20 protein-coding genes, 1 tRNA gene and 1 riboswitch are annotated in these 25,001 nt (G+C 72.4%); of the genes, 9 read left to right on the top strand and 12 right to left on the bottom strand.

The features are described from left to right. Positions 1–145: 145 nt before the first annotated feature. From rsmA to AB0F89_RS03650, 6 genes are all read left to right on the top strand, one after another. Positions 146–1,024 (top strand): 16S rRNA (adenine(1518)-N(6)/adenine(1519)-N(6))-dimethyltransferase RsmA, encoded by an 879-nt coding sequence (rsmA, locus tag AB0F89_RS03675; RefSeq protein ID WP_367138686.1) that lies wholly within the window; start codon positions 146–148, stop codon positions 1,022–1,024. Positions 1,025–1,110: 86 nt separating this feature from the next. Then, positions 1,111–1,203: riboswitch (SAM riboswitch) on the top strand. A gap of 201 nt (positions 1,204–1,404) precedes the next feature. Further along, the gene (locus AB0F89_RS03670) at positions 1,405–2,415 is read left to right on the top strand and encodes a methionine ABC transporter ATP-binding protein (RefSeq protein WP_367132529.1); all 1,011 of its coding nucleotides are present in this window, start codon (positions 1,405–1,407) and stop codon (positions 2,413–2,415) included. Next, positions 2,412–3,095: a methionine ABC transporter permease gene (locus AB0F89_RS03665; protein WP_367132527.1), complete on the top strand. Its 684-nt coding sequence runs from the start codon at positions 2,412–2,414 to the stop codon at positions 3,093–3,095. Before AB0F89_RS03670 ends, AB0F89_RS03665 begins: the two co-directional genes overlap by 4 nt. A 29-nt stretch (positions 3,096–3,124) precedes the next feature. Next, positions 3,125–3,931: a MetQ/NlpA family ABC transporter substrate-binding protein gene (locus AB0F89_RS03660; RefSeq protein WP_367132525.1), complete on the top strand. Its 807-nt coding sequence runs from the start codon at positions 3,125–3,127 to the stop codon at positions 3,929–3,931. A 170-nt stretch (positions 3,932–4,101) separates the two neighbouring features. Then, the gene (locus tag AB0F89_RS03655; RefSeq protein WP_367132523.1) at positions 4,102–5,067 is read left to right on the top strand and encodes a 4-(cytidine 5'-diphospho)-2-C-methyl-D-erythritol kinase; all 966 of its coding nucleotides are present in this window, start codon (positions 4,102–4,104) and stop codon (positions 5,065–5,067) included. Positions 5,068–5,157: 90 nt separating this feature from the next. Beyond that, the gene (locus AB0F89_RS03650; RefSeq protein WP_367132521.1) at positions 5,158–6,927 is read left to right on the top strand and encodes an ABC-F family ATP-binding cassette domain-containing protein; all 1,770 of its coding nucleotides are present in this window, start codon (positions 5,158–5,160) and stop codon (positions 6,925–6,927) included. A gap of 150 nt (positions 6,928–7,077) precedes the next feature. Here AB0F89_RS03650 and AB0F89_RS03645 read toward each other — a convergent pair whose 3' ends face one another. Further along, positions 7,078–8,292: a DivIVA domain-containing protein gene (locus AB0F89_RS03645; RefSeq protein WP_367132519.1), complete on the bottom strand. Its 1,215-nt coding sequence runs from the start codon at positions 8,290–8,292 to the stop codon at positions 7,078–7,080. Positions 8,293–8,450: 158 nt separating this feature from the next. Between AB0F89_RS03645 and AB0F89_RS03640 the strand changes: the two genes are divergently transcribed. Beyond that, positions 8,451–10,100, top strand: coding sequence for a fatty acyl-AMP ligase (locus tag AB0F89_RS03640; RefSeq protein ID WP_367132518.1), 1,650 nt, complete (start codon positions 8,451–8,453; stop codon positions 10,098–10,100). A 40-nt stretch (positions 10,101–10,140) separates the two neighbouring features. Here the strand turns inward: AB0F89_RS03640 and pth are convergent, their stop codons facing one another. From pth to AB0F89_RS03595, 9 genes are all read right to left on the bottom strand, one after another. After that, positions 10,141–10,710, bottom strand: coding sequence for an aminoacyl-tRNA hydrolase (gene pth / locus AB0F89_RS03635; protein ID WP_367132516.1), 570 nt, complete (start codon positions 10,708–10,710; stop codon positions 10,141–10,143). Beyond that, positions 10,700–11,212, bottom strand: coding sequence for a DivIVA domain-containing protein (locus AB0F89_RS03630; RefSeq protein ID WP_367132514.1), 513 nt, complete (start codon positions 11,210–11,212; stop codon positions 10,700–10,702). The genes pth and AB0F89_RS03630 overlap by 11 nt, the downstream gene beginning before the upstream one ends. Positions 11,213–11,270: 58 nt before the next feature. Next, positions 11,271–11,876 carry a 50S ribosomal protein L25/general stress protein Ctc gene (locus tag AB0F89_RS03625; RefSeq protein WP_367132512.1) on the bottom strand — a complete coding sequence of 202 codons (606 nt, stop codon included), beginning with the start codon at positions 11,874–11,876 and terminating at the stop codon, positions 11,271–11,273. 201 nt (positions 11,877–12,077) lie between these two features. Further along, positions 12,078–15,539 (bottom strand): hypothetical protein, encoded by a 3,462-nt coding sequence (locus AB0F89_RS03620; protein WP_367132510.1) that lies wholly within the window; start codon positions 15,537–15,539, stop codon positions 12,078–12,080. 31 nt (positions 15,540–15,570) lie between these two features. Further along, positions 15,571–16,542 carry a ribose-phosphate diphosphokinase gene (locus tag AB0F89_RS03615; RefSeq protein WP_367138684.1) on the bottom strand — a complete coding sequence of 324 codons (972 nt, stop codon included), beginning with the start codon at positions 16,540–16,542 and terminating at the stop codon, positions 15,571–15,573. Between the two features lie 13 nt (positions 16,543–16,555). Then, the gene (gene glmU, locus AB0F89_RS03610) at positions 16,556–18,052 is read right to left on the bottom strand and encodes a bifunctional UDP-N-acetylglucosamine diphosphorylase/glucosamine-1-phosphate N-acetyltransferase GlmU (protein ID WP_367132507.1); all 1,497 of its coding nucleotides are present in this window, start codon (positions 18,050–18,052) and stop codon (positions 16,556–16,558) included. Between the two features lie 67 nt (positions 18,053–18,119). Then, on the bottom strand, positions 18,120–19,766 hold the full coding sequence (locus AB0F89_RS03605; RefSeq protein WP_367132505.1) for a GGDEF domain-containing protein: 1,647 nt from the start codon (positions 19,764–19,766) through the stop codon (positions 18,120–18,122). A 92-nt stretch (positions 19,767–19,858) separates the two neighbouring features. Then, positions 19,859–19,929, bottom strand: a tRNA-Gln gene (locus tag AB0F89_RS03600). A 258-nt stretch (positions 19,930–20,187) separates the two neighbouring features. Further along, positions 20,188–21,372 carry an alpha/beta hydrolase family protein gene (locus AB0F89_RS03595; RefSeq protein WP_367132503.1) on the bottom strand — a complete coding sequence of 395 codons (1,185 nt, stop codon included), beginning with the start codon at positions 21,370–21,372 and terminating at the stop codon, positions 20,188–20,190. 154 nt (positions 21,373–21,526) lie between these two features. Here AB0F89_RS03595 and AB0F89_RS03590 point away from each other — a divergent pair, with 154 nt between their 5' ends. Together AB0F89_RS03590 and AB0F89_RS03585 are read left to right on the top strand one after the other, a co-directional pair. After that, entirely contained in the window at positions 21,527–22,486 is a 960-nt protein-coding gene (locus AB0F89_RS03590) for an acyl-CoA desaturase (RefSeq protein WP_367132501.1), read from the top strand. A 132-nt stretch (positions 22,487–22,618) separates the two neighbouring features. Further along, the gene (locus tag AB0F89_RS03585) at positions 22,619–23,212 is read left to right on the top strand and encodes a TetR/AcrR family transcriptional regulator (RefSeq protein WP_053719425.1); all 594 of its coding nucleotides are present in this window, start codon (positions 22,619–22,621) and stop codon (positions 23,210–23,212) included. Between the two features lie 48 nt (positions 23,213–23,260). Here the strand turns inward: AB0F89_RS03585 and AB0F89_RS03580 are convergent, their stop codons facing one another. Continuing rightward, positions 23,261–24,379, bottom strand: coding sequence for a sorbosone dehydrogenase family protein (locus AB0F89_RS03580; protein ID WP_367132499.1), 1,119 nt, complete (start codon positions 24,377–24,379; stop codon positions 23,261–23,263). A gap of 37 nt (positions 24,380–24,416) precedes the next feature. Continuing rightward, a complete protein-coding gene (locus tag AB0F89_RS03575; protein ID WP_367132497.1) occupies positions 24,417–24,941 on the bottom strand; it encodes a DUF4291 domain-containing protein in 525 nt (174 codons plus the stop codon). Positions 24,942–25,001 lie beyond the last annotated feature (60 nt).

The raw sequence follows: 25,001 nt of genomic DNA, 5'->3' as shown, positions 1-25,001 counted from the left end.
TCGGTCGTTCGCGCCCGGTTTTCCGGCGATCGGAAGGGCGTGATCGCCGGAAAACCGGGCGCGAACGACCGACGCGACCTCGCGTGGTGGTTCAGGGGAGTGGTGCGTGAGCACTCCTCTGCGGCTGGTGGTGGAGAATGAGCGGGTGACTGGAGACTCGACGTCGGCGGGGGTGGGGAGCGGGCTCCTCGGGCCGGCCGACGTCCGCAGGCTGGCCGCCGAGCTGGACGTCCGCCCCACCAAGAAGCTCGGGCAGAACTTCGTGCACGACCCGAACACGGTGCGGCGCATCGTGGCGGCGGCCGACCTGCGCGCCGACGACGTGGTGCTGGAGGTCGGCCCCGGCCTCGGGTCGCTGACGCTGGCCCTGCTGCCGTCCTGCCGCGCGCTGGTGGCCGTGGAGATCGACGGCGTGCTGGCCGGGCGCCTGCCCGTCACGGTGGCCGAGCGCGCGCCCGAGCTGGCCGACCGGCTGTCCGTGGTGCACGAGGACGCCATGCGCGTCACGCCCGACCAGCTGCCGGTCGCGCCGACCGCCCTGGTCGCCAACCTGCCCTACAACGTCGCCGTGCCCGTGGTGCTGCACCTGCTGGCCGTGCTGCCGTCGTTGCGCACCGGCCTGGTGATGGTGCAGTCCGAGGTCGCCGACCGGATGGCCGCCGGTCCCGGCAGCAAGGTCTACGGCGTGCCCAGCGTGAAGCTCGCCTGGTACGCCGACGCCCGCCGGGCGGGCCCGGTGCCGCGCTCGGTGTTCTGGCCGGTGCCCAACGTGGACTCGGCGCTGGTCGCGTTCGAACGCCACGAACCGCTGTCCACTGTGGACCCCAAGCGGCTGTTCTCGTTGGTGGACGCGGCTTTCGCGCAGCGGCGCAAGATGCTGCGCGGCGCGCTGTCCGGTTGGGCCGGTTCGGCCGCCGAGGCGCAGCGGCTGCTCGTCGCCGCGGGCGTGGACCCGGCGGTGCGCGGCGAACAACTGGGCGTCGGCGACTTCATCCGGATAGCCGAAGCCGCGTCGCCTCGCTAGTCGTTGATCTTTCGGCCGAAAGTGTGATTTGCCGGACGATCCCGCTTCGGGCTTGCGTCCGCCCCGTCCGGTCAGGTCTACTCGTGGTGCCATCCCGAGCGGCCGAGAGACCTGGCTCCCTGACGCCGCAGCAACCACCCCTCCATGGGGGCAGGTGCTTCAGCCAGGATCGATGGAGGATCACGTGCCCAGGATGCGAATGCTCACCCGTCGGCGGGTCGTCGACCACGGCCGTCGCACGTCCTCGGCCTGTCGCAGCTGCTGAGCAGCAGCAAGCGCTTCGAATCCTCGCGTCCTTCTGCGGGACACCTTTCTGAGCTGAGCCGTCGGCCACGCACGCCCCGGGCGTGCGCTGCCGCATGCAGTCGTGGAGCGAAAACGTGATCACTGTCGAGAACCTGACCAAGACCTTCCCCGGCAGTACCGGGCAGGTTCGCGCGCTGGACGGCGTGAACCTGGACGTCGCCGCGGGCACCGTCCTCGGCGTCGTCGGCCCCAGCGGCGCCGGCAAGTCCACCCTGGCCCGGTGCGTCGCGCTGCTGGAGCGCCCGGACAGCGGCGCGATCCGGGTCGACGGCACCGACCTCGTCTCCCTCGACGGCACCGCCCTGCGCGCCGCCCGCCGGCAGATCGGCGTCGTGCCGCAGGGCGACTCCCTGCTGCGCCAGCGCACCGCCGCGGGCAACGTCGCGCTGCCGCTGGAGGCCGCGGGCGTCGCCGGTCCGCAGCGCCGCAGCCGCGTCGCCGAACTCCTCGACCTGGTCGGCCTGACCGACAAGGCCGGCTCGTACCCCGACCAGCTCTCCGGCGGCCAGCGCCAGCGGATCGCGGTCGCCCGGGCGCTCGCCGCGTCGCCGTCCGTGCTGCTGGCCGACGAGCCGACGTCCGCGCTCGACCCCGACACCACCGGCTCGGTGCTCACCGTGCTGGACCGGGCGCGCGCCGAGCTGGGCGTGACGGTCCTCGTGGTCACCCACGACATGGGCGTCGTCCGCCGGATCTGCGACGACGTCGCGGTGCTGGAGGACGGCCGCGTGGTGGAGCACGGCAAGGTGCTCGACCTGGTGTCCGACGCCGCCAGCCGCACGGCCGCGTCGCTGCTGCCCGCCGTGGACCAGAACCCGGCTGCGGAGAGCGCGTTCGACCGGGTCGCGGACGTCGTGCTGATCGGCTTCGCCGCCGTCGGCGCGCTGCTGCCCGAGGCCACCAGCCGGTTCGGCGTCGAGCTGAACCTGCTCGGCGGCGGCCTCACCAGGCTGGGCGAGACCCCGGTGGCGCGGTTCCGCGTCGGCCTGAAGGGCGAGCGCGCGGACTCGGCGCTGGAGTGGATCTCGGAGGCCGGCGGCTCGGTGCGCCGGACCCTCTCGGGTCCCCAGGGAGTAGCTGCGTGAGGTCCGCAACACCCTGGTCCATCGTGTTCGACGACGTGCTGGTCGCCACCGGCGAGACGTTGTACATGGTGGTCGTCTCCACCCTGATCGCTGTTCTGCTCGGCGCGCCGGTCGGCATCTGGCTCCAGCTCACCGCTCCCGGTGGGCTGAAGCCCCGGCCGGTGCTCCACAAGGTGCTCGGGTTCGTGGTCGACCTGGGCCGCTCGATGCCGTTCCTCGTCCTGCTGGTCGTGCTGACCTCGCTGACCAGGCTGCTGCTCGGCAGCACCATCGGCCCGACGGCGGCCATCGTGCCGCTCGCCGTGGGCGCGATCCCGTTCGTCGGCAGGCTGGTGCAGAACGTGCTGGCCGAGGTGCACGTGTCGGTGGTCGAGGCCGCCGTGACCACCGGGTCGTCCACGCTGCGGATCGTGCGCAGCGTGCTGCTGCGGGAGTCGCTGCCCGCGCTGGTCAACGCCATCGGCGTGACCGCGATCGCGCTGCTCGGCTACTCGGCGATGGCCGGCGTGGTCGGCGGCGGCGGGCTCGGCGACCTCGCCGTGCGCATGGGCTACCAGCGGTTCAACGACCGCTACCTGTGGAGCACGGTCGTCGTGCTGGCGATCATCGCGACCGCGATCCAGTTCGCCACCAACAGGGTCGCGCGCGGCGTGGACCGCCGCCGCACCACCTCCGTCTGATCCTCCTCCCCACTCCCAAAAGGAACGAAATGCGTATTCGTGCTGCCCTGCTCGCCGTGCTGCTGACCGCAGTGGGCTGCGGTAGTGGCGACACCGGCGCCGCCTCCGACCCGAACGCGGCCCTCAAGATCGGCGTGAGCCCCGTCCCGCACGCCCAGGTGCTGCGGTACGTGGCGGACAACCTGGCCGCGAGCAAGGGGCTCAAGGTCGAGGTCGTCGAGTTCACCGACTACGTGCAGCCGAACACGGCGCTGGTCGACGGGTCGCTGGACGCGAACTACTTCCAGACCGTGCCGTACCTGGACACGTTCAAGGCGGAGAGCGGCGCGACCCTGGAGTGGATCGGGCCGGTGCACCTCGAACCGCTCGGCGTGTACTCGAAGAAGCACAAGTCGCTGGCCGACCTGCCGCCCGGCGCGAAGGTGGCCGTCGCCAACGACGCCACCAACGAGGCGCGCGGCCTGCAGCTGCTCCAGGCCAACGGGCTGATCAAGGTCAGGCCGGGCACCGAGCGGACCGCGACGATCCGGGACATCGCGGAGAACCCGCGCGGGCTGGAGTTCGTCGAGCTGGAGGCCGCGCAGCTGCCCCGGTCGCTGGACGACACCGACGCGTCCGTGGTGAACGGCAACTACGCCATCGACGCCGGTCTCAAGCCCGCGTCCGACGCCCTGGCGCTGGAGGCGACCGAGGGCAACCCGAACGCGAACGGCCTGGTCACCCGGGCCGAGCTGAAGGACGACCAGCGGATCGAGGACCTGCTCGCGCTGCTCCAGTCGCAGGAGGTCAAGGACTACATCACGGACACCTTCGCGGGCTCCGTCCTCCCCGTCTGACCCGAGAGCCCAACCCCCAACCCGCGAGAGTCCAACACCCGGCCCGCGAGAGTCCAACGCTCAGGGCGCCTGAGTTCAACGCTCGGGCCGGGTGCTCCGGGAGTGTGCTGCGTCGCAGGTCAGCGGTCGGTAGGAGCGGACTACCCGGAAACGCCCGTACGCTGCAAGGCGTGCTCGCTGTCGTCCCGCCCCCCATCACCGTCCGCGTACCGGCCAAGGTGAACCTGCACCTCGGCGTCGGCGACCTGCGCGCGGACGGGTACCACGACCTGGTGACGATCTTCCAAGCCCTGTCGCTCACCGACGAGGTGACCGTCGCCATCGCCGACGACCCCGGGGTCGAGGTGCGCGGCGAGGGCGCCGACTCGGTGCCGACCGGCCCGTCCAACCTGGCCTGGCGGGCGGTCCGGGCGCTGGCCGAGCACGTCGGCCGCGACCCCGACGACCCGAAGGTCCGGGTGGTGATCCGCAAGGCCATCCCGGTCGCCGGCGGCATGGCGGGCGGCAGCGCGGACGCGGCGGCCACCCTGGTCGGGCTGGCGTCGCTGTGGCGGCTGGAGATCAGCCGGGACGAGCTGGCGGGCATCGCGGCCAAGATCGGCGCGGACGTCCCGTTCGCGATCTACGGCGGCACGGCGCTCGGCACCGACCGGGGTGACCGGATCGTGCCCGTGCTGTCCCGGCACACGTTCCACTGGGTGCTCGCGTTCGACCGGCGCGGCCTGTCCACGCCCGAGGTGTTCGACGAGCTGGACCGGCTGCGCGTCGACGGCGACCCGCCCCGCGTCGGCGAGGCGGAGGCCGTCCTCGAAGGGCTGTCCTCCGGCGACCCGCGCCAGCTCGCGCTGCTGCTGGGCAACGACCTGCAGGCCGCCGCCGTGTCGCTGCGCCCCAACCTCCGCCGCACGCTGCGCGCGGGCGTGGACGCGGGCGCGCTGGCCGGCATGGTGTCCGGCTCCGGGCCGACCTGCGCGTTCCTCTGCACGGACGGCGACTCGGCGGTGCGCGTCGCGGCCGAGCTGGCGGGCGCGGGCGTGTGCCGCACGGTGCGCGTGGCGCAGGGGCCGGTGCACGGCGCGCGCGTCATCGGCACCGAGGAAGCGCCGCGCCCGGTGCCGCCCGAAGTGCACGCGTGACCTGATCCTCCTCGGCGCCCGGCTGCCATCGGTCCGATGGCTAGGCTGGTGTGCCGCGTTGTCGCACAACCTCGATGAAGGTGCTGGTAGATGGCCAACCTGGTCAATCTGGAAAACGTCTCGAAGTCGTTCGGCGTCCGACCGCTGCTCGACGGCGTGTCCCTCGGCGTCGGCGAGGGCGACCGGATCGGGGTCGTCGGCCTCAACGGCGGCGGCAAGACGACGCTGCTGGAGGTGCTGGCCGGGCTCGCCGAACCGGACGAGGGGCGGGTCAGCCAGAACCGCGGGCTGCGGATGGCCGTCGTCACCCAGCGCACCGAGCTGCCGGAGGGTTCGACGGTCCGCAACGCCGTGATCGACCCGCTCGGCTTCGAGTCCGAGCACGAGTGGGCCGCCGACGCGCGGGTGCGGTCCATCCTCGACGGGCTCGGCATCACCGGGTTCGGGTTGGACTCGCCGGTCGGCACGATGTCCGGTGGCGAGCGGCGGCGGGTGGCGCTGGCGGCGGCGCTCGTGCAGGACCTGGACCTGGTCGTGCTGGACGAGCCGACCAACCACCTCGACGTCGAGGGCGTGCGCTGGCTGGCCGAGCACCTGCTGGCCCGCCGCACGGCACTCGTCGTGGTGACACACGACCGGTGGTTCCTGGACACGGTGTGCAGCCGCACGTGGGAGGTCGTCGGCGGTCGCGTCGAGCAGTACGAGGGCGGTTACGCGGACTGGATCTTCGCCCGCGCCGAGCGCGCCCGGCTGGCCGACACGATCGAGGAGAAGCGCCGCAACCTGGCCCGCAAGGAGCTGGCGTGGTTGCGCCGCGGCGCGCCCGCCCGCACGTCCAAGCCGCGGTACCGCATCGACGCCGCCGAGGCGCTGATCTCCGACGTGCCGCCGCCGCGCGACTCGGTCGAGCTGCTGGCGTTCGCCAAGCGGCGGCTCGGGCGCACCGTGCTGGAGCTGGAGGACGCGACGCTGACCGTGCCCGACCGGGTGCTGGTGCGCGACCTGACGTGGCGGATCGGGCCGGGCGACCGGATCGGGATCGTCGGCGTGAACGGGTCGGGCAAGACGACGCTGCTCCGGGCGCTGGCCGGTGAGCGGGAGCTGGAGACCGGCAAGCGCGTCCAGGGGCAGACGGTGAAGCTCGCGCACCTCAGCCAGGAGCTGCACGACCTGGACGGGTCGATGCGGGTGCTGGAGGCCGTCGAGGAGGTCGCGCGGCGGGTGGTGCTCGGCAAGCAGGAGCTGTCGGCGTCGCAGCTGGCCGAGCGGTTCGGGTTCTCGTCGCAGAAGCAGTGGACGCCGGTCGGCGACCTGTCCGGCGGCGAGCGGCGGCGGTTGCAGCTGTGCCGGTTGCTGATGGCCGAGCCGAACGTGCTGCTGCTGGACGAGCCGACCAACGACCTGGACATCGACACGTTGCAGCAGCTGGAGGACCTGCTCGACTCGTGGCCGGGGACGCTGGTCGTGATCTCGCACGACCGGTACCTGGTGGAGCGGGTGTGCGACAAGGTGGTCGCGCTGTTCGGCGAGGGCGGGCTGACCGACCTGCCCGGCGGCATCGAGGAGTACCTGAAGCGCCGGGACCGGCAGAAGGAGGCGGCTGCCGCGCCGGTCGCGAAGCCGACCGCCGCGCCGTCGTCGGCGGCCGACCAGCGCGCCGCGCGCAAGGAGCTGGCCCGGCTGGAACGCCGGCTGGAGACGTTGCAGAAGAAGGAAGCCGAGCTGCACGCGGCGCTGGCCGAGGCCGCCACCGACCCGGAACGCCTGCTGGCCCTCGACGCCGAGCTGAAGTCCGTCCTGGCCGAAGCCGAGACCGTCGAGTCCCAGTGGCTGACCGCCGCCGAAACCGCCGACCCCTGACCCCCGCGAGTCGAACCCTCGCGTCCCGCGAGTCGAACCTCCACGACCCCCGAGTTCCACATTCGCGTCAGCCGGCAGGAACGCGAATGTGGAACTCGGGGGTCGTGAGCGTTCGACACGCGGGACGTGGAGGTTCGACTCGCGCGGGGGTTAGAGGTTGCGGCGGCGGAGTTCGGAGAGGAGGAGGGGCATCAGCTCGTCGACGAACGCGCAGTCGTAGCCCTGGCCGGCGACCAGCGACAGGGTGAACTTGGTCTTGGCCACCTCCGCCGACGACGCGCCGATCATGCCGTCGAGGGCGATGCCGACCTCCTCCAGCACCCGATCCACCTGGGACGTCCGGTACCCGCGCTGCGCCGGCCCGGCCGGCGGGATCTTGATCAGGCGCAGCTGCTTCCACGACGTGATCGGCGGCAGCGCGCCCGGCCGCGGCGGACCGTCGCCCAACTGCTTCTCCACCCGCGCCAGGAACGCGTCCACCTCGGTCTCGTCGTACCCGCGCCGGCCGAACATGGGCCGGCTGAAGCGCACCTCGCGCACCTCCCGCGCGGTCAGGTCGTCCTGCCCGAGCAGCGTGTTCTCGATCCGGTCCAGGAACTTGTCGACCTGCGACTCCTGGTAACCGCGCCGACCTCGCGGCGGCTTGCCGAAGGCGGCGGTGCGGACGTCACGCGCGGTCAACGGGCGGGTGCCGGGGCCCGGACGCGGACGGGCCGGCACAACCGGCACGGCGGGAGCAGCGGCGGAGGCGACAGCGGGGGTGGAGGGGGCGACGGGCGGGACGGGTCGGGGGGCGAGCGGGGCGGGCATCCGCTCCAACGTCACCACGACCAGGTCGAGGAACGTGTCCACGTCGTCCTCGTCGTACCCGATCCGACCGGGCGGGGCGTAGCTGAACTCGAAGTCCTGCACCTCGCGCGCGGTCAGGTCGTCCCGACCGGCCAGGGTGTTCTCGATCCGGTCGAGGAACGCGTCGATCTCGCCCTCGTGGTAACCGCGGTTGCCCGGCCGGGGCTTGTGGAACCGCACGCCGCGCACGTCCTGCGGCGTCAGCCGGGCCGCGGGCCGCATCCCGGTCGACGTGGCGTGCGCGCCCTGCGCGGGCGCGGTGGCCTGGCGCCGCTGCGGCGTGGAGCCGAGCGTCTGGGCGACGAGGTCCATGAACGCGTCGACCTCGGCCGCGTAGTAGCCGGGTCTCGCCGGTCTGAACCGCACCCGTCGCACGTCCGGCTCGGTCACGTCGTCCCGGCCGAGCAGGGTCGCCTCGATGCGGTCGAGGAAGGAGTCCACCTCACCCTCGTCGTACCCCGGCTGACCGGGCGGCGGACGGTGGAAGGCGACCTGCCGCAGATCCTGCGCGCCCAACAGCGGCGCCGGATGTGCCGGCATGTGCGGGCGAGCGTCGAACCCGGCCACCCAATTACCCCCTTCGTGTGGTGTACCGGGGAGTATCGCCGGATGGTGCTTCGGTTGTTTCGCCCTATCGGCTCAATGCGCCGGAAGATCGCTCTACCCTGACGGGCATGAGCCGGTTCGTGGACACGATGGTGGCAACCGCTGCGGGCGCCGGGGGCGCGACCCGGGGCATGACCACGGGGGAGCCGAACACCCCGACCCACAGGTCGTGGGCCGAGGTGCACCGGCAGGCGACCAGGATCGCCGGCGCGCTGGTGGCCGGCGGGGTGGCCAGGGGCGCGTCGATCGCGATCCTCGCGGGCGACCCCGCCGAGATCGCGCCGGCCGTGCAGGCGGTGTGGCTGGCGGGCGGCAGCACGACCATGCTGCACCAGCCCACGGCCCGCACCGACCTCGGCGAGTGGGCCGAGGACACCCTGCGGGTGCTGACCATGATCGGCGCGAAGCTGGTGCTGCTCGGGGCCCCGTTCGACGCGCTGTCGGCCGTGCTGGACGAGCACGGCGTCGCCCACCGCAAGCTGGCGGAGCTGGACGGCGAGCCGCTGGCCGCGCCCGTCGAGGTGGACGAGGACATGCCGGCGCTGCTCCAGCTCACCAGCGGGTCCACCGCCGACCCGAAGGCCGTCCGCATCACGCACGGAAACCTGTGGTCCAACGCCAAGGCCATGGAGGTCGCCGCCCGGCTCGACCCGGAGACCGACCGGATGGTCTCCTGGCTGCCGCTGTTCCACGACATGGGGATGGTCGGCTTCCTGACCGTGCCGATGCTGTTCGGCATCGACCTGGTCAAGGTCACCCCGGTCGACTTCCTCGGCCGGCCGACCCTGTGGCCGGACCTGATCAGCCGCTACCAGGGCACGATCACCGCCGCGCCGAACTTCGCCTACGCCATCGCCGCCCGCCGCATGCGGGGCGTGGACGACGGCGCGTTCGACCTGTCGAAGCTGCGGATCGCGCTGAACGGCGCCGAGCCCATCGACCCGGCCGCCGTGCGGCTGTTCAACGACGAGGGCGCGCGGTTCGGGCTGCGACCCGAGTCCGTGCTCTGCGCGTACGGCATGGCGGAGACGGCGCTGGGCGTGGCGTTCGCACCGGTGTTCACCGGCCTCGCGGTCGACGTGGTCGACCCGGAGGAGCTGGAGGCGGGCCACCGCGCCGTGCCGGTGCCGCCGGACAGCCCGAACGCGCGGACGTTCCCGCTGCTCGGGCCGCCGCTGCCGGGGCTGGAGGTGCAGGTCGTCGGCGAGTCGGGCGCGGTGCTGGGCGAGCGCGAGGTGGGGCAGCTGCGGGTGCGCGGCGAGGCGGTGACGCCCGGCTACCTGACGGTGAACGGCCCGGTGGCCACCCGGGACGCCGAGGGCTGGCTCGACACCGGCGACGAGGGCTACCTGGTGGACGGCCAGGTCGTCGTGTGCGGGCGGCGCAAGGACGTGATCATCATGGGTGGGCGCAACATCTACCCGACGGACATCGAGCGCGCGGCGACGTCGGTGGAGGGCGTGCGCGCGGGCAACGCGATGGCGGTGCGGCTGGACGCGGGGACGCGGCGGGAGCGGTTCGCCGTGGTGGTCGAGTCGAAGCTGGCCGGCGAGGAGGATGCGGTGCGCGCGCTGACCAAGGAGATCAGCGCCCGGGTCGTGGACGCGGTCGGCCTGCGGCCGTTCTCGGTGGTGGTGCTCAAGCCGGGCAGCCTGCCGAAGACCCCGTCCGGCAAGCTCCGCCGCTCCGCCGCCGCGTCCCTGGTGCCGGTCAAGTGAGGCGCGGCCGGCGCGGTTGAGGGCTCAGTGGAACTCGTTCTCAGTGGAACTTGTTCTGGGCGGCTTCCAGGCCCAGTTCCAGCAGCGCCTCGACCGCGTCGGCCGTCCGGTCCAGTTCCAGCGCCAGCTCCTTGCGCTCGACCAGCGAGAAGTCGCGCAGCACGTAGTCCGCCGGGTCCATCCGGCCCGGCGGGCGGTCCACCCCGAACCGCACCCGGTGGTAGTCCTTCGTGCCCAGCGACTTCGTGATCGACCGCAGCCCGTTGTGCCCGTTCTCCCCGCCGCCGAGCTTTAGCCGCACCGTCCCGAACGGCAGGTCCAGCTCGTCGTGCACGACGATCACCGACGCAGGCGGCGCCTTGTAGAACTTCGCCGTGCCCGCCACCGGTCCGCCGGAGGTGTTCATGTACCCGCGCGGCTTCGCCAGGACGACCCGGCGGCCGGCCAGCCTGCCCTCCACCACCTCGGCGCCGCCCTTGTGCGCCTTGAACCGTCCGCCGACCCGCGCGGCCAGCTCGTCCAGCACCAGGAACCCGACGTTGTGCCGGTTGCCCTCGTACTTGGGCCCGGAGTTGCCCAGCCCGACGACCAGGGCGACGTCATCGACCACGGAACCGCAACTCCTGCTCAAGCTCGTCCAACAGGGCGTCCACCGCGCGCGCCTGGTACCCCCGCCGCAACCCGGACGTGGTGCTGAACCTGGTGTGGCGGACCTCGCTCGACGTCATCCGCCCGCGGCCGTCCAGCGCCGCGGCGGCCCGCCCCAGGAACGCGTCGACTTCGCCGCGATCGTAGCCGTTCGGGGCCCGCGGCAGCTTCACCGCCAGCACCGCGTCGCCGGTCTGCAACGTCGTCGGCGGCACGTGGCCGGAGCGCAGCTGGTGCTCGCACGCGGCCAGGAAGTCGTCCACGGCCCGCTGGTCGTACCCGCCGGCGATCTCGGTGAACGCGATCGTCCGCACCTGGTCGGGGTGCAGCCGGGTGCGCCCGGCCAGCGCGTCGGCGATCCGCAGCGCGAACGCGTCCACCTGCGCCGGGTCGTAGCCCTTGCCCTTCCTGCGCGGGAACCGGGTGGCCCGCACCTGCGCCGGGCTCAGGAACGGGAACGGCACGCCACCCCAGCCGTGCGGCGGGGGTGGCGTGCCGTTCGAGTTGCCCGACGTGATGGGCTCAGCCTTCTTCGGTGGCCTCGGCGTCGGTGGCCTCGCCGCTGTCGCCGTCCATCTCGGCGGCGGTCGGCGCGGCGTTCACCGCGAGGACCATGGCCTCGCCGTCGGTCACCAGGCTGGTGCCGGCGGGGAGCACCAGGTCGGACGCGTGCACCTGGGTGCCCGCGGCCAGACCGGCGATCGAGTACTCGACCTGCTCGGGGATGTTCAGCGCGTCGGCCTCCACCTGGAGGGTGGTGAGGTCCTGCGTGAGCAGGGTCGCCGGGGCGACCTCGCCGGTGAGGACGATCGGCACCTCGACGGTGACCTTCTCGCCCCGCTGCACCAGCAGCAGGTCGACGTGCTCGATGTAGTTCTTGATGGGGTGCGTGGTGACGGTCTTGGTCAGCGCCAGCTCGGAGGAGGACTCGATGTCCAGCGTGAGAACTGCGTTGTGACCGTGCTCGCGGACAACACGGGCGAACTCGAGCGCCGGCAGAGCCAGGTGCTTCGGGTCGGAACCGTGGCCGTAGAGCACCGCGGGGATCTTGCCGGCGCGGCGGGTGCGGCGGGCGGCGCCCTTGCCGAACTCGGTGCGCTGCTCTGCGGCGAGACGGACCTCGGACACGGTGGGGCTCTCCTAACGGTCTGGCCTGGTACAAGTCGGCGGGTGCGTCGGGCGGGGCGAAGCGGGGGTTGGCCTGCGGCGGCGGGCGGCGCGGAGGGTGAACACGCGCGGCATCACAACCGCCGCGTCGATCACGCCGAGCGTGATGCTCGCCCTCGCCGAGGCAACCCGAGCAGTGTAGGCCGACCAGCGGGACATGGCCTAATCGGGGGTTCGTTCCCCTCTCCGGGATCCTTGAAACGCCCGGCTGGTCCGCTCCTCGACAACGGCCAGTTCCCGCATGACGGCCTCCAGCGCGGCTGGGCTCAACCGAGCCAGCACCCCGGCACGCCGGTGCCAAGCCTCACCGCCCAGCCCACGCGCCGCCGCACGCCGTGCCGTGTCGGGCTTGAGGTCAGGGATGAGTCGGGTGGCGCTGGACGGGAGGTCGGAACCGGCGATCGAATCGGCGACGGTGTTCGCCCGATCGTGGTCGCCCACGCGCAGCGCTCCCTCGACCACGCGCCACAGCGCTTGGCTCCGGTTGTCGTGACAAGTCCTGGCGACCTGTTCGGCGAGGTCGAACTCTCCCGCACCCACCAGCGCGTCGACCACGGACATGACGGACATGAGCGTCCAGGGCCGAGCGAGCCGGTTGGCCGACGGGCGATGGCAGATGGTGGTCAGCACCGCGATCTTCTGCGCCCTGTCGCAGGCGTCGGTCGCCACCACGGCCGTCACCAGTGCCTTGATCGCGGTGCCGCGTGCGGACGGGTGTGCGATCGAGGACGTGAGAGCCGCGGCGCGGATCAAGTCACCCAGGGCGATCGCGCTCGTCACCTCGTCAGGTACCACCGGTGAGGGGAGGTGCGGTTCTTCCGCCACCACAGGGGCGGGGGGAGTGGGTGCCGCGTCCGCCTCCTCCACGTCCGAGGCGCGATCGAAGCGGGCGACCGACGACAGGGCCAGCTCATGGAACCGGGATGTGCTCAGTGAGTCCGTCAGGGCCTTGGCTTCGGCCAGATCATCCTGGCCCGCAGCGGCCCGAACTATGGCCACCAGCGCCCGGTCACGTCTCTCGACGTTCGCGGTGGAGCGGGCGGCGGTTGTGGCAGCGGCCCGCAGTCGGCGGGCGGCAGCCGGATCGCGGCGCCGCCAGGCAGCACGGCTGACCGCGGTCAACGCGCCGGCCCGGTCCGCAGGGTCGGCGATGGAACGGGACAGCGCCTCTGCCTGACGCAGGTCACCGGCCCCGGTCACGGTGGTGGCCAGCGAGAGCAGCACGCGGTCCCGCCACGCGGTGTCCCCGTCGCCGCGTGCCGCGACCTCGGTCCGGTGCAGCGCCGCGACCGCCCGGTCTTGCCGGCCGGCCGCGATCAGCGCCGGTATCAGGACTGCCAGCGCGTCACGGCGTCGCCAAGGGTGCGAAACGGCGGAGGTGAGCGAATCGGCCTGGGCGAACTCTCCTATCTCGGCCAACCCTCGGATCACTTGGACGAGGGCCGCCTCGCGGTCCATGAGGCCGGGGATGAGATTCCCCCTCTCACGGGCCCGTTGGAGGTCGCTGGCGGCTGCGGCCGGAGGACGGGGGTCGATGCGGCCGGGCTCCTCGCCCTGCCCCGCGTCGTCGAGGAAGCCCTTCAGCTCGTCGGCGCGGGCCTGATCACCGACCAGGACCGCCAGTTCGCGCACCGCGACCACCGCGTTCCGGTCGGACGTCACCGCACAGCCCGGCCCGGCGAGCCGTGCCAGCACCCTCCGGGCCTGGTCGACGTCCCCCGACTCGCCGAACGCGATCGCGACCTCGGCGGTCACCCGGACGCGCGTGGTCGAGTCGGTGACCTGCTCGGCGAGGGCGAGCGCGCGGTCGAGGTCACCGCCGGCCACGACGGCCAGGGCGATCGAGCCCTGAGCGCGCACGCGCACCGCGTCGTCGGCGATCGACTCGACCAGGGCGGTGGCGCGGTGGAGGTCACCCAAGTGGGCGGTGGAGCGGGCCAAGGCCGCCAGTTCGCGGTCTCGCGTCGACCCGTTCTCGATGAGCCGCACGGCTGCCTCCTGCCGGTCGAGCAGGTCCTCGACGTTCTCGCGCACCGCGCCGATCCGACCCAGCACGGCGAGCGCGCGGTTGCGGTGAACGACGTCGTTGATCTTGTGGGTCAGTTCGACGGCCCGGGTGGTGTGGAGGGACCTGTTCGCGCCGAGCCGGCCGATGGCCCGCACGACTGAGAGGTAGGCGGCGTCCTTCTTGACCGTCTCGGCGAACGACTCGGCCAGCGCCACGGCCCTGGCGACCCGCCCGAGCGACGCCCAGAGCCCCGGCAGGTTGCGCGGCAGCGAGGTGTTGCGGGTGGCGAGGCGGTCGCGGTGGACGGCGAGGCGGCCGATCGCGATCAGGTCCGGCGCCTCCTCGGCCACTAACCAGAACTGCGTGGCGAGGATCTCCGCCAACGCGACGCCGTCACCGCCGAACCGGTCGAGCAGGAGGTGGTGCCGGTCCGGGTCGGTGGCGCACGCGAGCATCCGCGCGACGTCGTCGGTGAGCCTGAGCAGGGCGAAGTAGTCGTGGAGGAGGTACTGAGGAGTGTCGTCCGGCCAGCGGCGGGCCCGGTGGCGGTCCGCCCACTCGTGCAGTCGACCACGATACGCGTCGAGGCGGTGCCCTAGCGCCTCGACGGCCATCCTGTGCAGTTCTTCGTGGCCGAGCGCGTAGGCGTCCGAGTGGTCGCCTTCCCGGCGGCTGAAGCTGCGGCCCGTCACCGTCCGCAGGTGGTCCTCGACGTCCCAGGCGGACAAGCCCGCAAGCTCCGCCAGATCGGTCGCGGTGAGACCGCCGCCGGCCGCGGTGAGCAGGCCGAGCAGGTCCTGTTCGGTCGACGTGCCGCGAAGGAGGCGCTTGAGCTCGCGTTCCAGGCCAGGGCGCTCGGCCTGGGCCGCAGGCGACGGCGTGAGCGGACGGACGACCTCCGCAGCGCGCAGCGGGTGGTGGTCCGGGACGTCGGTGGGGATCGACGGGTTGGGGCGGCCGGCCACGATCACCCTCAGGCCGGCCGGCGGGTCCGCCGGGAGCAACGCCGCGATGCTGTGCGCGTCCGAACCCGTCGTGACGCCCCGGTCCTCGTCCAAGCCGTCCACGAGCAGCACGAAGTGCTCGCCCCGGTCCCGGCAGGCCTCCGCGGCCTCGGCGAGCAGGCTCGACAGGTGCGCTTCCCGCGTCGACTCGGTCAGCAGCGGCGGTGGGGGCTGGTCCAGCAGGGTGACCAACTGCTCCAGCACGTTGTCGATGAAGGCGCTCCGGTCGTTCTGAGCCGCCATGCGTGCCGTGATGAAGAACGACACCATGCGGACGCCTGGGGGCGGGTTCAGCACGAACGTCGACATCAACGCCGACTTGCCCGACCACGCCGCCGCTCGCCACCACCAGTAGGAGCCGGCGGTCGACGGGGCCGTGCAGAACGCCGCCAGTTCGGCCAGTTCGGCTTCGCGGCCGATCAGCGCGCGCGGCGCGATGCGGCGGACCGTCTCCCGGTACCGGGTCCGCACCGGCGCGCCGGTCGTCAGGTTCACGTCGCCGTGCACGACGCCGATCTGGGCGAGGGACCCGTGCACCGTGCCCGACGCGGAGTTGGACGACGAAAGGCCCGGCACGTCACGCGTGCCGGGCCCTTCGGGGTCGAGCGCCATTCGGGGATCATCCCGCACGGCGCGCGAGGTGTCAGGCGTTGCCGTCGAACAGCGACGTCACGGAGCCGTCCTCGAAGACCTCCTGGATCACCCGCGCCAGCAGCGGGGCGATCGACAGCACGGTCATCGCGTCGAACCGCTTCTCGGCCGGGATCGGCAGCGTGTCGGTGAACACGACCTCGCGCGCGCCGCACGACCGCAGCCGCTCGACGGCCGGGCCGGACAGCACCGGGTGGGTGGCCGCGATGACCACGTCCGACGCGCCCTCGGCCAGCAGCTGGTCCACCGCCTTGGTGATGGTGCCGCCGGTGTCGATCATGTCGTCGATGACCACGCACAGCCGGCCCTCGACCTGGCCGACCACCCGGTTCGCGACGACCTCGTTCGGCCGCAGCGGGTCGCGGGTCTTGTGGATGAACGCGATCGGCGCGCCGCCGAGCGTGTCCGCCCACTTCTCGGCCAGCTTGGTGCGGCCGGCGTCCGGCGACACGACGGTCAGCTCGCGGCCCGCGTACTTGTCCCGGATGTGCTCGGCCAGCAGCGGCATGGCCCACAGGTGGTCCACCGGGCCGTCGAAGAACCCCTGGATCTGCGACGTGTGCAGGTCGACCGACACCAGCCGGTCCGCGCCCGCGGTCTTGAACATGTCCGCCACCAGGCGGGCCGAGATCGGCTCGCGGCCGCGGTGCTTCTTGTCCTGCCGCGCGTACGGGTAGAACGGCATGATCACGGTGATCCGCTTCGCGGACGCGCGCTTCAGCGCGTCCACCATGATCAGCTGCTCCATCAGCCACTGGTTGATGGGCGCGCAGTGCGACTGGATGACGAACGCGTCGCAGCCGCGCACGCTCTCCTCGAACCGCACGAAGATCTCGCCGTTGGCGAAGTCGTACGCCGACTGCGGGGTGACCGACACGTTCAGGTGCTTGGCCACCTGCTCGGTCAGCTCGGGGTAGGCCCGCCCGCCGAAGAGCATCAGGTTCTTCTTGGGTGTCCCGGCCATCGTGGGGTTCACGTCAGCGCCCTTCATCGGTTGTGCCTGCATTCTCGGGCGGCAGCGCGCGTCGCGCCGCTTCGGCCGCGGCGGTGCCCTTGCGGCGGGACACCACCCACCCGTCGAGGTTGCGCTGCGGTCCGCCGGACACGGCCAGCGCGCCGGGCGGCACGTCGCGCCGCACCACGGTCCCCGCGCCGGTGTACGCGCCGTCGCCGACGGTGACCGGCGCGACGAACATGTTGTCCGACCCGGTGCGGCAGTAGGACCCGATCGTGGTCCGGTGCTTGTCCACGCCGTCGTAGTTGACCGTGACGCTGGCGGCGCCGATGTTGGAGTGCTCGCCGATGGTCGTGTCGCCGATGTAGCTCAGGTGCGGCACCTTGCTGCCCGCGCCGATGTCGGAGTTCTTGGTCTCCACGAAGGTGCCGATCTTGCCGCCCTCGCCGAGCCGGGTGCCGGGCCGCAGGTAGGCGAACGGCCCGACGGACGCGCCCGCGGCGATCTCCGCGCCGGAGCCGTGCGTGCGCACCACGGTCGCGCCGGGCCCGACGGCGCACGCCGACAGCGTGGTGTCCGGTCCGACGACCGCGCCCTCGCCGACGGTCGTGCCCGCCTTCAGCTGCACGTTCGGCTCGATCCGCGCGTCCCGGTCCAGCCGCACGTCGGCGTCCAGCCACACCGTGGCCGGGTCGACCACGGTCACGCCCGAGCGCATCGCGCGCTCCACGATCCGGCGGTTCAGCTCGGCGCCGAGCCGGGCCAGCTGCACCCGGTCGTTCACGCCCTCGACCAGCCAGCGGTCCGCCGTGACCAGCGCGCCGACCCGCCGCCCGTCGCCGCGCGCGATGGTCAGCACGTCGGTCAGGTACAGCTCGCCCTGCGCGTTGTCGGTGGACAGCCGGGACAGCCCGTCGCGCAGCACGGCCGCGTCGAACGCGTACACCCCCGAGTTGATCTCGGTGATCTCCCGCTGCTCCGGCGTGGCGTCCTTCTGCTCCACGATCCCCTCGACCGAGCCGTCGGCGGACCGCACGATCCGGCCGTAGCCGGTCGGGTCGTCCACCACGGCGGTCAGCACGGTCACGGCGTTGCCGCGCTCGCCGTGCTCGACCAGCAGCCCGCGCAGCGTGTCGGCGTCCAGCAGCGGCACGTCGCCGTAGGTCACCACGACCGTGCCGCCGAGGTCGGCGGGCACGCCCGGGACCTCGGCCAGCGCCGCCAGGCCGCAGCCGACCGCGTGCCCGGTGCCCTTCTGCTCCTCCTGCACCGCGACGGTGACCTTGCGGTCCAGCGCGGCGGACAGGCTGTCGAGGTGGTCGGCGACCGCGGCGCGGCCGTGGCCGACCACGACCGCGAGGTGGTCCGGCTCGGTGCCGGCGGCGGCGCGCACGGCGTGCTCCACCAGGGAACGACCGGCGATGCCGTGCAACACCTTCGGAGTGGCTGAGCGCATGCGGGTGCCTTCACCCGCTGCGAGGACGATCGTGCTGACTGGGGTGGGGACACCCTCGAGCATCAGCGCTCTCCCTAGCTGAGTGCGTGCTTGCGGCGGGAGGGGCCTGGCTTCCCGCCAGGTGCCGATACTAAGCCTCCGAGGGGGGCTCGACTTCCACGGCCGCAACCTGGCAGCCACCTCGCCGCTTCGCCGCGTACATCGCCGAGTCGGCTCGGGCCAGCGCCCCGTGGGCCGACTCGCGGGGTCGCACGGAGATCACCCCGACCGACAGCGTCACGCCCCGGGACAGGTCGGAAGGCAAGGCGGCGACGGCATCCACGGCCCGGCCGAGGGCCGCCTCGGCGGCGTGCAGGGGAGCCCCCGGCAGCAGCACGACGAACTCGTCGCCGCCGTAGCGGGCCACCAGGTCGTCACCGCGCAACGCCTGCCGGAGTGTGCTCGCAATCACGCGCAGGACGTCGTCGCCCTCGGCGTGCGAGTGCCGGTCGTTGACCACCTTGAACCCGTCCAGGTCCACCAGCGCGATGGCCATCGGGTGGGTCTGCGCGTTGATCAGCGCCGCCAGCCGTTCGTCCAGCGCGCGCCGGTTCGGCAGGGTGGTCAACGGGTCCTGGAGCGCCTGCTGCGCGATCGCGCCGTGCGCCCGGGTCAGCCGTTCGTGGTCGCGCCGGGTGAGCAGGGTGGCGGTGCGGGCCTCCTGCATCAGCCACAGCTCCACCTCCAGCGCGTTGGCGTAGGTCTGCAGCGCCGAGATGGTGCGCTCGCCGTGCGGGCCCGACATCCGGGCGTACTCGCGGGTCAGGCACAGCATCAGGGTCGGCTCGGAGGTGTCGTGCTCCAGCCGGTCGCGGGCGTCGTGCAGCACCTGGAGCGCCTGCTGCGGCAGCTCCTCCATCTCCAGGCACCGGGCCAGCGCGATCGACACGATGATCAGCTCGCGGGCGTACATGGCCAGCTCGCGCAGCGTCCACAGCCGCGCGATGTGCTCCGCGCCCGGCTTGGCCAGCGCGTGCGCCGCGCCGATGACCGGCACCTGCTCGGCGGCCGTGCGGTCGCGCCTGCCGGGGTGCAGCGACTCGCGGAACGGCCCCTCGACGGCGGTGGCGATGGCCGACGCGGTGGTGAACCGCTCGACGGCCTCGTCGAAGTTGTCCACCCGCTCCAGCCGCAGGCCCCAGCCGATCAGCAGCCGGGCCCGGTTGACCAGGTGCACGTAGATCTGGTGCGGGTTGGCGCTGTCCCGGATCGCGTTGTGCGCCCGCGCCAGCACCTCGTCCGCCATCTCGTAGACGCCGAGCTGGGTGAGCACGAGCCCGGTGCTCTGCAGCGCGGACGCGAGCAGCCGGTCCCAGGTGCGCTTGTCCAGCATCGGGTCGGGCGCGAGGTCCTCCTCCAGCATCGCCAGCCCGCCGGCGACCTCGGTCAGCGCCTTGTCCTCGAACCCGCCGAGCAGGTAGCGGCGACCGCGCAGGGCGTGCGCCTCGGCCTCCAGCACCAGCAGGCCGTGCCGGCGGCAGTGCGCCAGCATCTCGTCCAGCACGGAGTCGGACAGGTCGACCAGGCCGGGGGTGACGATCCGGACCACGGCCGCCGCGCGCAGCAGCTGGCCGACGATCCGCGGCTCGCCGCGGCCCTGGGCCTCGGCCAGGATGTCGTCGACCTCGTGCGCCGCGTCGAGCTGGTCGGACAGGTGGCTGCTCTGGGCGACGGCCACGAGCTCACTCGCGCGGCCGACCAGCCACGCGTCGGACATCTCGTGGAGCGCCGGCGCCACGTTGTCCTGCTCGTCGACCGCTTCCTCGTGCAGCGACTCACACCCCCATGCAGACGCAGGGCGGCCGGACCCCTCGTGGTCCGGCCTCCTCGCTCCGCCACCAGGATTCGAACCTGGACCATCGGAACCAAAATCCGAGGTGCTGCCTTTACACCATGGCGGAACGGCCGGGTTCGCCCCGACCGCGCGAACACATGTTGTCACGAGTCCCCCGGAAAGGTCAGCACCACCACTCAAGTGGCGGCAACCCCTGGGTAACTCGATCATGACACTGCGTGTTGGTGCAGGTCAAGCGTCCGCGCGATCTCGGCCATCTCACTGTTGGGTGAACTATCAACGGCCTTCGAACGACCCTCGGTGGCCCTCAACGCCGGTCCAGGGACCCCCGCTCGACACGATTTCGGCCGAAACAATCACCCGCTTAACTACCTGGAGTAGTCGAATGGGCACTCGGGGACGCCTCCTCAACGCCGTCGATCGACGCCAGGAAATCGAGCAGCGCGCGTTCGTAGCCCTCGGGGTCGACGTTCCACGACGCCGTGTGCTCCGCCTCGGGCACCTCCACGTACCGGATGGGCCAGGCGAGCCGGTTCGCCGCCACCGCCAGGTCCCGCGACGCCTGCACCGGCACGGTCCCGTCCGCGCCGCCGTGGAACAGCAGCGTCGGCGGCCGGTGCGCGGGCGGGTGGTCGACCAGGTCGAACCGCTCGAAGTCCAGGTCCGCCCGCCAGCCCGAGACCAGCTCCGCGAGCGGCACCAGCCGCTCGGGCAGGCCCCGGTTGCGCGACTGCAGCTCCAGCGTCTTCGTCCAGCTCACCACGGGCGCGTCGAGCACCGCCGCGGCGACGTCGTCGGCCTCGGCCGAGCGGCCCAGGAACTGGCCGACGATCGCGCCGCCCATCGACCACCCGTACAGCACCACGTCCCGCGCGCCGTGGTCCCGGGCGTACCGCACGGCCGCCTCCACGTCCCGCCACTCCGTGTCGCCCAGGTGGTAGAGGCCGTCGGGCGAGCGGGGCGCGCCGTCGTCGTTGCGGTAGGTCACGGCCAGAACGGGTAGCCCCAGGTCGTGCAGCGCAGGTATGACCCGCAGGGCCTCGGCCCTGGTTCCGCCGCGCCCGTGCACCGCGACGACCCACGTGGACGACGCCGCGGGCACCAGCCAGGCGGGCGCGTCACCCAACTCGGTCGGGATTCGCACTTCCGTGTACTCCAGGTCGTGAGCGGTGTCCGGGTCCGTGCTCCACACCGACGTCTCCATGCGCACCTGAGTGCCGTCGGGCGGCGCCGTGCCCTGGAGCTCGCGTACCACCGTGCCCTCGGACCGCTGGGTGATCGGGCCGACCTTCGCGCCGCCGTCCGGCCAGACGAGACCCCACGTGCCCGGGAGCACTGTGACCCTGGACTCCGCCAGCGAGACGGTCCCGGAGGCCGACGACGTGACCGTGTCGCGGTAGCCGGGACGGGCGTTGGCCGGGTCAAGCAGTTCACCGCTGTAGTACCAGCCGAACCCCAGCAGACTGCCGCTGAGCAGCAAGAACACCGCCGCGAACGTGATGAGCGCGATCCGCGGCCGGCGACGTCCGCGGACGTTCGGTGATCCCATTGCCGAATGATGCACCGGCGTTGATCGACACGCCCGACTTCCTGAGAACACGCCGTGACTTCGGCCCTGGCTATGGCGGGACGAGGTCGACCTAACTTACGCTCCCGTAAGTTACGGTTCCGTAGGTAGCCCCGAACACACAAGAGGTACATGTATGACCAGCACCCTGGAGAGCAGGTCCACGCCGCAAGGCCCCGAGGACCGCGGACCCAAGCCGATTCTCGAAGGGCGACGGGGACACGTCGAGCAGTTCAGCGTGTACGTGTTCGTCATCGTGCCGTTCCTGGCTCTGCTCGCGGCCGTTCCGCTCGCCTGGGGCTGGGGGCTGGGCTGGGTCGACGTCGCGCTCTTCGTGGCGTTCTACTACCTGGCCGGCCTCGGCGTGACGATCGGGTACCACCGGTACTTCACGCACGGCTCGTTCAAGGCCAACCGGGCGCTCAAGATCGGCCTGGCCATCGCGGGCAGCATGGCGCTGCAGGGCCCGGTGATCGTCTGGGTCGCCGACCACCGCCGCCACCACGCGTTCTCCGACCGCGAGGGCGACCCGCACTCGCCGTGGCTGTTCGGCAGCGGCCCGGTGGCGCTGGCCAAGGGCTTCTGGCACGCGCACATGGGCTGGCTGTTCGAGCGCGACAAGACCAACGCGCAGCGCTTCGCGCCGGACCTGCTGGCCGACAAGGACCTGGTCCGCATCGACAACCTGTTCTGGCTCTGGACCACGATCAGCCTGCTCGCGCCCGCCGCGATCGGCGGCCTGGTCACCATGTCGTGGGCCGGCGCGCTCTCGGCCTTCTTCTGGGCCGGCCTGGTCCGGGTGGCGTTCCTGCACCACGTGACGTGGTCGGTCAACTCGATCTGCCACATGGTGGGCGACCGCCCGTTCGCCGCGCGCGACCGCTCCGCCAACGTGTGGGCGCTGGCGATCCTGAGCTTCGGCGAGTCGTGGCACAACCTGCACCACGCCGACCCGACCTGCGCGCGCCACGGCGTCAAGCGCGGTCAGATCGACACCTCGGCGCGGCTGATCTGGCTGTTCGAGAAGTTCGGCTGGGCGACGAACGTGCGCTGGCCGAACGAGCAGCGCCTGGCGCGCATCAGCGCGAAGAAGTAGTCCCGCGCCGAGAAGCGGTCACGGGAAGTCGACCTGCCTGCCCCTCGCGGTTGCCGCGGGGGGCAGGTGTTTAGGGTGGTTGGGGTGGCGGGGAGACGGCGCGGGGACCAGGCACCGGTGCCGCGCGTGCGGATGACCGGCAAGGAGCGGCGCGAGCAGCTGCTCGACGTGGCTCGGGCGCTGTTCGCCGAGAAGGGCTTCGAGGTCACCTCCATCGAGGAGATCGCGCACCGGGCGGGCGTGTCCAAGCCGGTCGTCTACGAGCACTTCGGCGGCAAGGAAGGCATCTACGCGGTCGTGGTGGACCGGGAGATGCAGTACCTGATGGACCACATCGTCAACGCGCTGTCCGGCGGGCACCCGCGTGAGCTGCTGGAACAGGCGGCGTGCGCGTTGCTGGACTACATCGAGGGCTCGACCGACGGCTTCCGCATCCTGGTCCGCGACTCGCCGGTGGCGTCGTCCACCGGCACGTTCTCGTCGTTGCTGAACGACATCGCGTCACAGGTGGAGTCGATCCTGGGCCTGCACTTCTCGCGCCAGGGCTACGACCGCAAGCTGGCCGCCCTCTACTCGCAGGCGCTGGTCGGCATGGTCGCCCTCACCGGCCAGTGGTGGCTGGAGGTCCGCAAGCCGAAGAAGGACGAGGTCGCCGCCCACCTCGTCAACCTGGCCTGGAAGGGCCTCTCCCACATGGACCACAAACCCCGCCTCCGCACCCGCTGACCCGCGAGTCGAACCCTCGCGGGACGTGGAGGTTCGACTCGCGGGGGGTCAGGAGTTGGTGATGCGGAGGATCTTGTCGTCGGTGCCGTTCGAGGTGGTGACGTAGAGGGCGCCGTCGGGGGAGAGCTCCGCGCCGCGGAGGCGGCCGTAGGAGCCGTCCAGCTCGGACGGGATGGACACCGAGTGGACGCCGCCGTCCTGGGTGACGGTGAACAGCAGGAGCTTGGCGCCCTTCAGGGCGGTGACGGCCAGCACGCCGTCCAACGCGCCCCACTGCTCGCCGACGAGGAACGCGGCGTCGCAGATCGCCTCCGTCGGGCTGCCGGACGACCACGCGGCGGGCACGGCGTCCGGGAACCGCTCCAGGTCCGTCATCGGCACGCCCTCGTCGTAGCCGTCGGCCGCGCCGCCCCGGGACGGGTCCCACCCGTAGTTGCCGCCGGCGCGCAGCGCGTTCACCTCGTCGTCCACCGACGGCCCGTGCTCGGCGGTGAACACCAGCCCGTCCTGGCGCACGGCGACGCCCTGCACGTTGCGGTGCCCGTACGTGTACACCCGGTCCCCGAACGGGTTGTCCGCCACGCCCTCGCCGGTGGCCAGGTCGACCCGCAGCACCTTCCCGCCGAGGCTCGACCGGTCCTGCGGCACGTCGCCCCGCGCGGTGTCGCCGGTGCCGATGAGCAGGTTGCCGTCGCGGTCGAGCGCCATCCGGCACCCCGAGTGCCGCCCGCTCGGGTTGGACGGCAGCCCCGCCAGCAGCGGGTCGACGACCCTGGTCGCCTTCGCCCCCGCCAGCTCCCACGTCACCAGCCGCACGTCGGCAGCGGTGTTGGAGCACGTGGTGAACCGGCCGCTGGTGGCGAAGTCCGGGTGCACGACCAGGCTCATCAACCCGCCCTCGCCCCGCGCCGCCACGTCGCCCAGGTCGGCCTCGACGTCGGTGACCGACCCCTCGGCGGACACCAGCGCGATCCGCCCCGGCCGCTGCGGCACGAGCATCCGCCCGTCGGGCAGGAACCCCACGTCCCACGGGTGGCTCAGCCCGGACGCCACCACCTCGACCTCGATCCCCTCGGGCGCGGCGGTCGGCGGCGCGGTGCCACCGGGGGACTCCGCCGAACACCCGGCCAGCAGCACCACCGCAGCGAACCCGACAACGCGACGCATGACGCTCAGCATGCCAACCCGGACGTGTGCTCGCCGTTCACACGACCGGGTAAGGCCGCTCCACCGGCAACAACGCCCGCGCGCCGTCGAGGTCACCGGCCCGCACCAGCGCGCGCACCCGGTGCGCCAGCGGCGTCACGTCCGTCAGCCCCACGACCCACTCCTCGACGTACCGGCGCGACGCCTCACCCGCCAGCCCGAGCTGCAACGACCGGTGCGGCAGCGCCTCGAGGCGCAGGCCGCGCTCCGGGTCCCACTGCACCCGCACCTCCGGCTTGCCGGCCCCGGCGACGCTGCTCGACACCGCCGCGCGCACCGCCCAATCAAATCCCGAACGGGTGATTCTCACCGCCAGCACGCACTCCTGATCCGGCTTCGAGCCCCACCCGGACCGGTGCATCATCCACAGGAACGACGGCTTGACCCACGTCATCCGCCCGGCCTTGAACGGCGGCACGAACCGGCCCGCGGCCAGCGCCGGGAGCGCCACCCGCGGCGAGTACGCCTGGTACACCGTGATGTGCCGATCGTCGTAGTCGGCCCTGATCTGCTTCTGCTCCACGCGTCAAGCGTCACGCCGCGGTCAACCGAAATCACGGCGCACCCCGCGCGCGGTGGCCGT

It is taken from the genome of Saccharothrix sp. HUAS TT1, assembly GCF_040744945.1.
In the GTDB taxonomy this organism is placed as follows: domain Bacteria; phylum Actinomycetota; class Actinomycetes; order Mycobacteriales; family Pseudonocardiaceae; genus Actinosynnema.
Note: the sequence above shows the minus strand (reverse complement) of the source record. Positions and strands in the feature narration are given on the sequence as shown.

Coding starts and splice junctions, on each gene's coding strand:
- AB0F89_RS03595 (WP_367132503.1), bottom strand. CDS start 21,372: ATGGGATCACCGAACGTCCGCGGACGTCGCCGGCCGCGGATCGCGCTC.
- AB0F89_RS03585 (WP_053719425.1), top strand. CDS start 22,619: ATGACCGGCAAGGAGCGGCGCGAGCAGCTGCTCGACGTGGCTCGGGCG.
- AB0F89_RS03615 (WP_367138684.1), bottom strand. CDS start 16,542: ATGGCCGGGACACCCAAGAAGAACCTGATGCTCTTCGGCGGGCGGGCC.
- AB0F89_RS03590 (WP_367132501.1), top strand. CDS start 21,527: ATGACCAGCACCCTGGAGAGCAGGTCCACGCCGCAAGGCCCCGAGGAC.
- AB0F89_RS03620 (WP_367132510.1), bottom strand. CDS start 15,539: ATGGCGCTCGACCCCGAAGGGCCCGGCACGCGTGACGTGCCGGGCCTT.
- glmU (WP_367132507.1), bottom strand. CDS start 18,052: ATGCTCGAGGGTGTCCCCACCCCAGTCAGCACGATCGTCCTCGCAGCG.
- AB0F89_RS03650 (WP_367132521.1), top strand. CDS start 5,158: ATGGCCAACCTGGTCAATCTGGAAAACGTCTCGAAGTCGTTCGGCGTC.
- AB0F89_RS03640 (WP_367132518.1), top strand. CDS start 8,451: ATGAGCCGGTTCGTGGACACGATGGTGGCAACCGCTGCGGGCGCCGGG.
- AB0F89_RS03660 (WP_367132525.1), top strand. CDS start 3,125: ATGCGTATTCGTGCTGCCCTGCTCGCCGTGCTGCTGACCGCAGTGGGC.
- AB0F89_RS03580 (WP_367132499.1), bottom strand. CDS start 24,379: ATGCGTCGCGTTGTCGGGTTCGCTGCGGTGGTGCTGCTGGCCGGGTGT.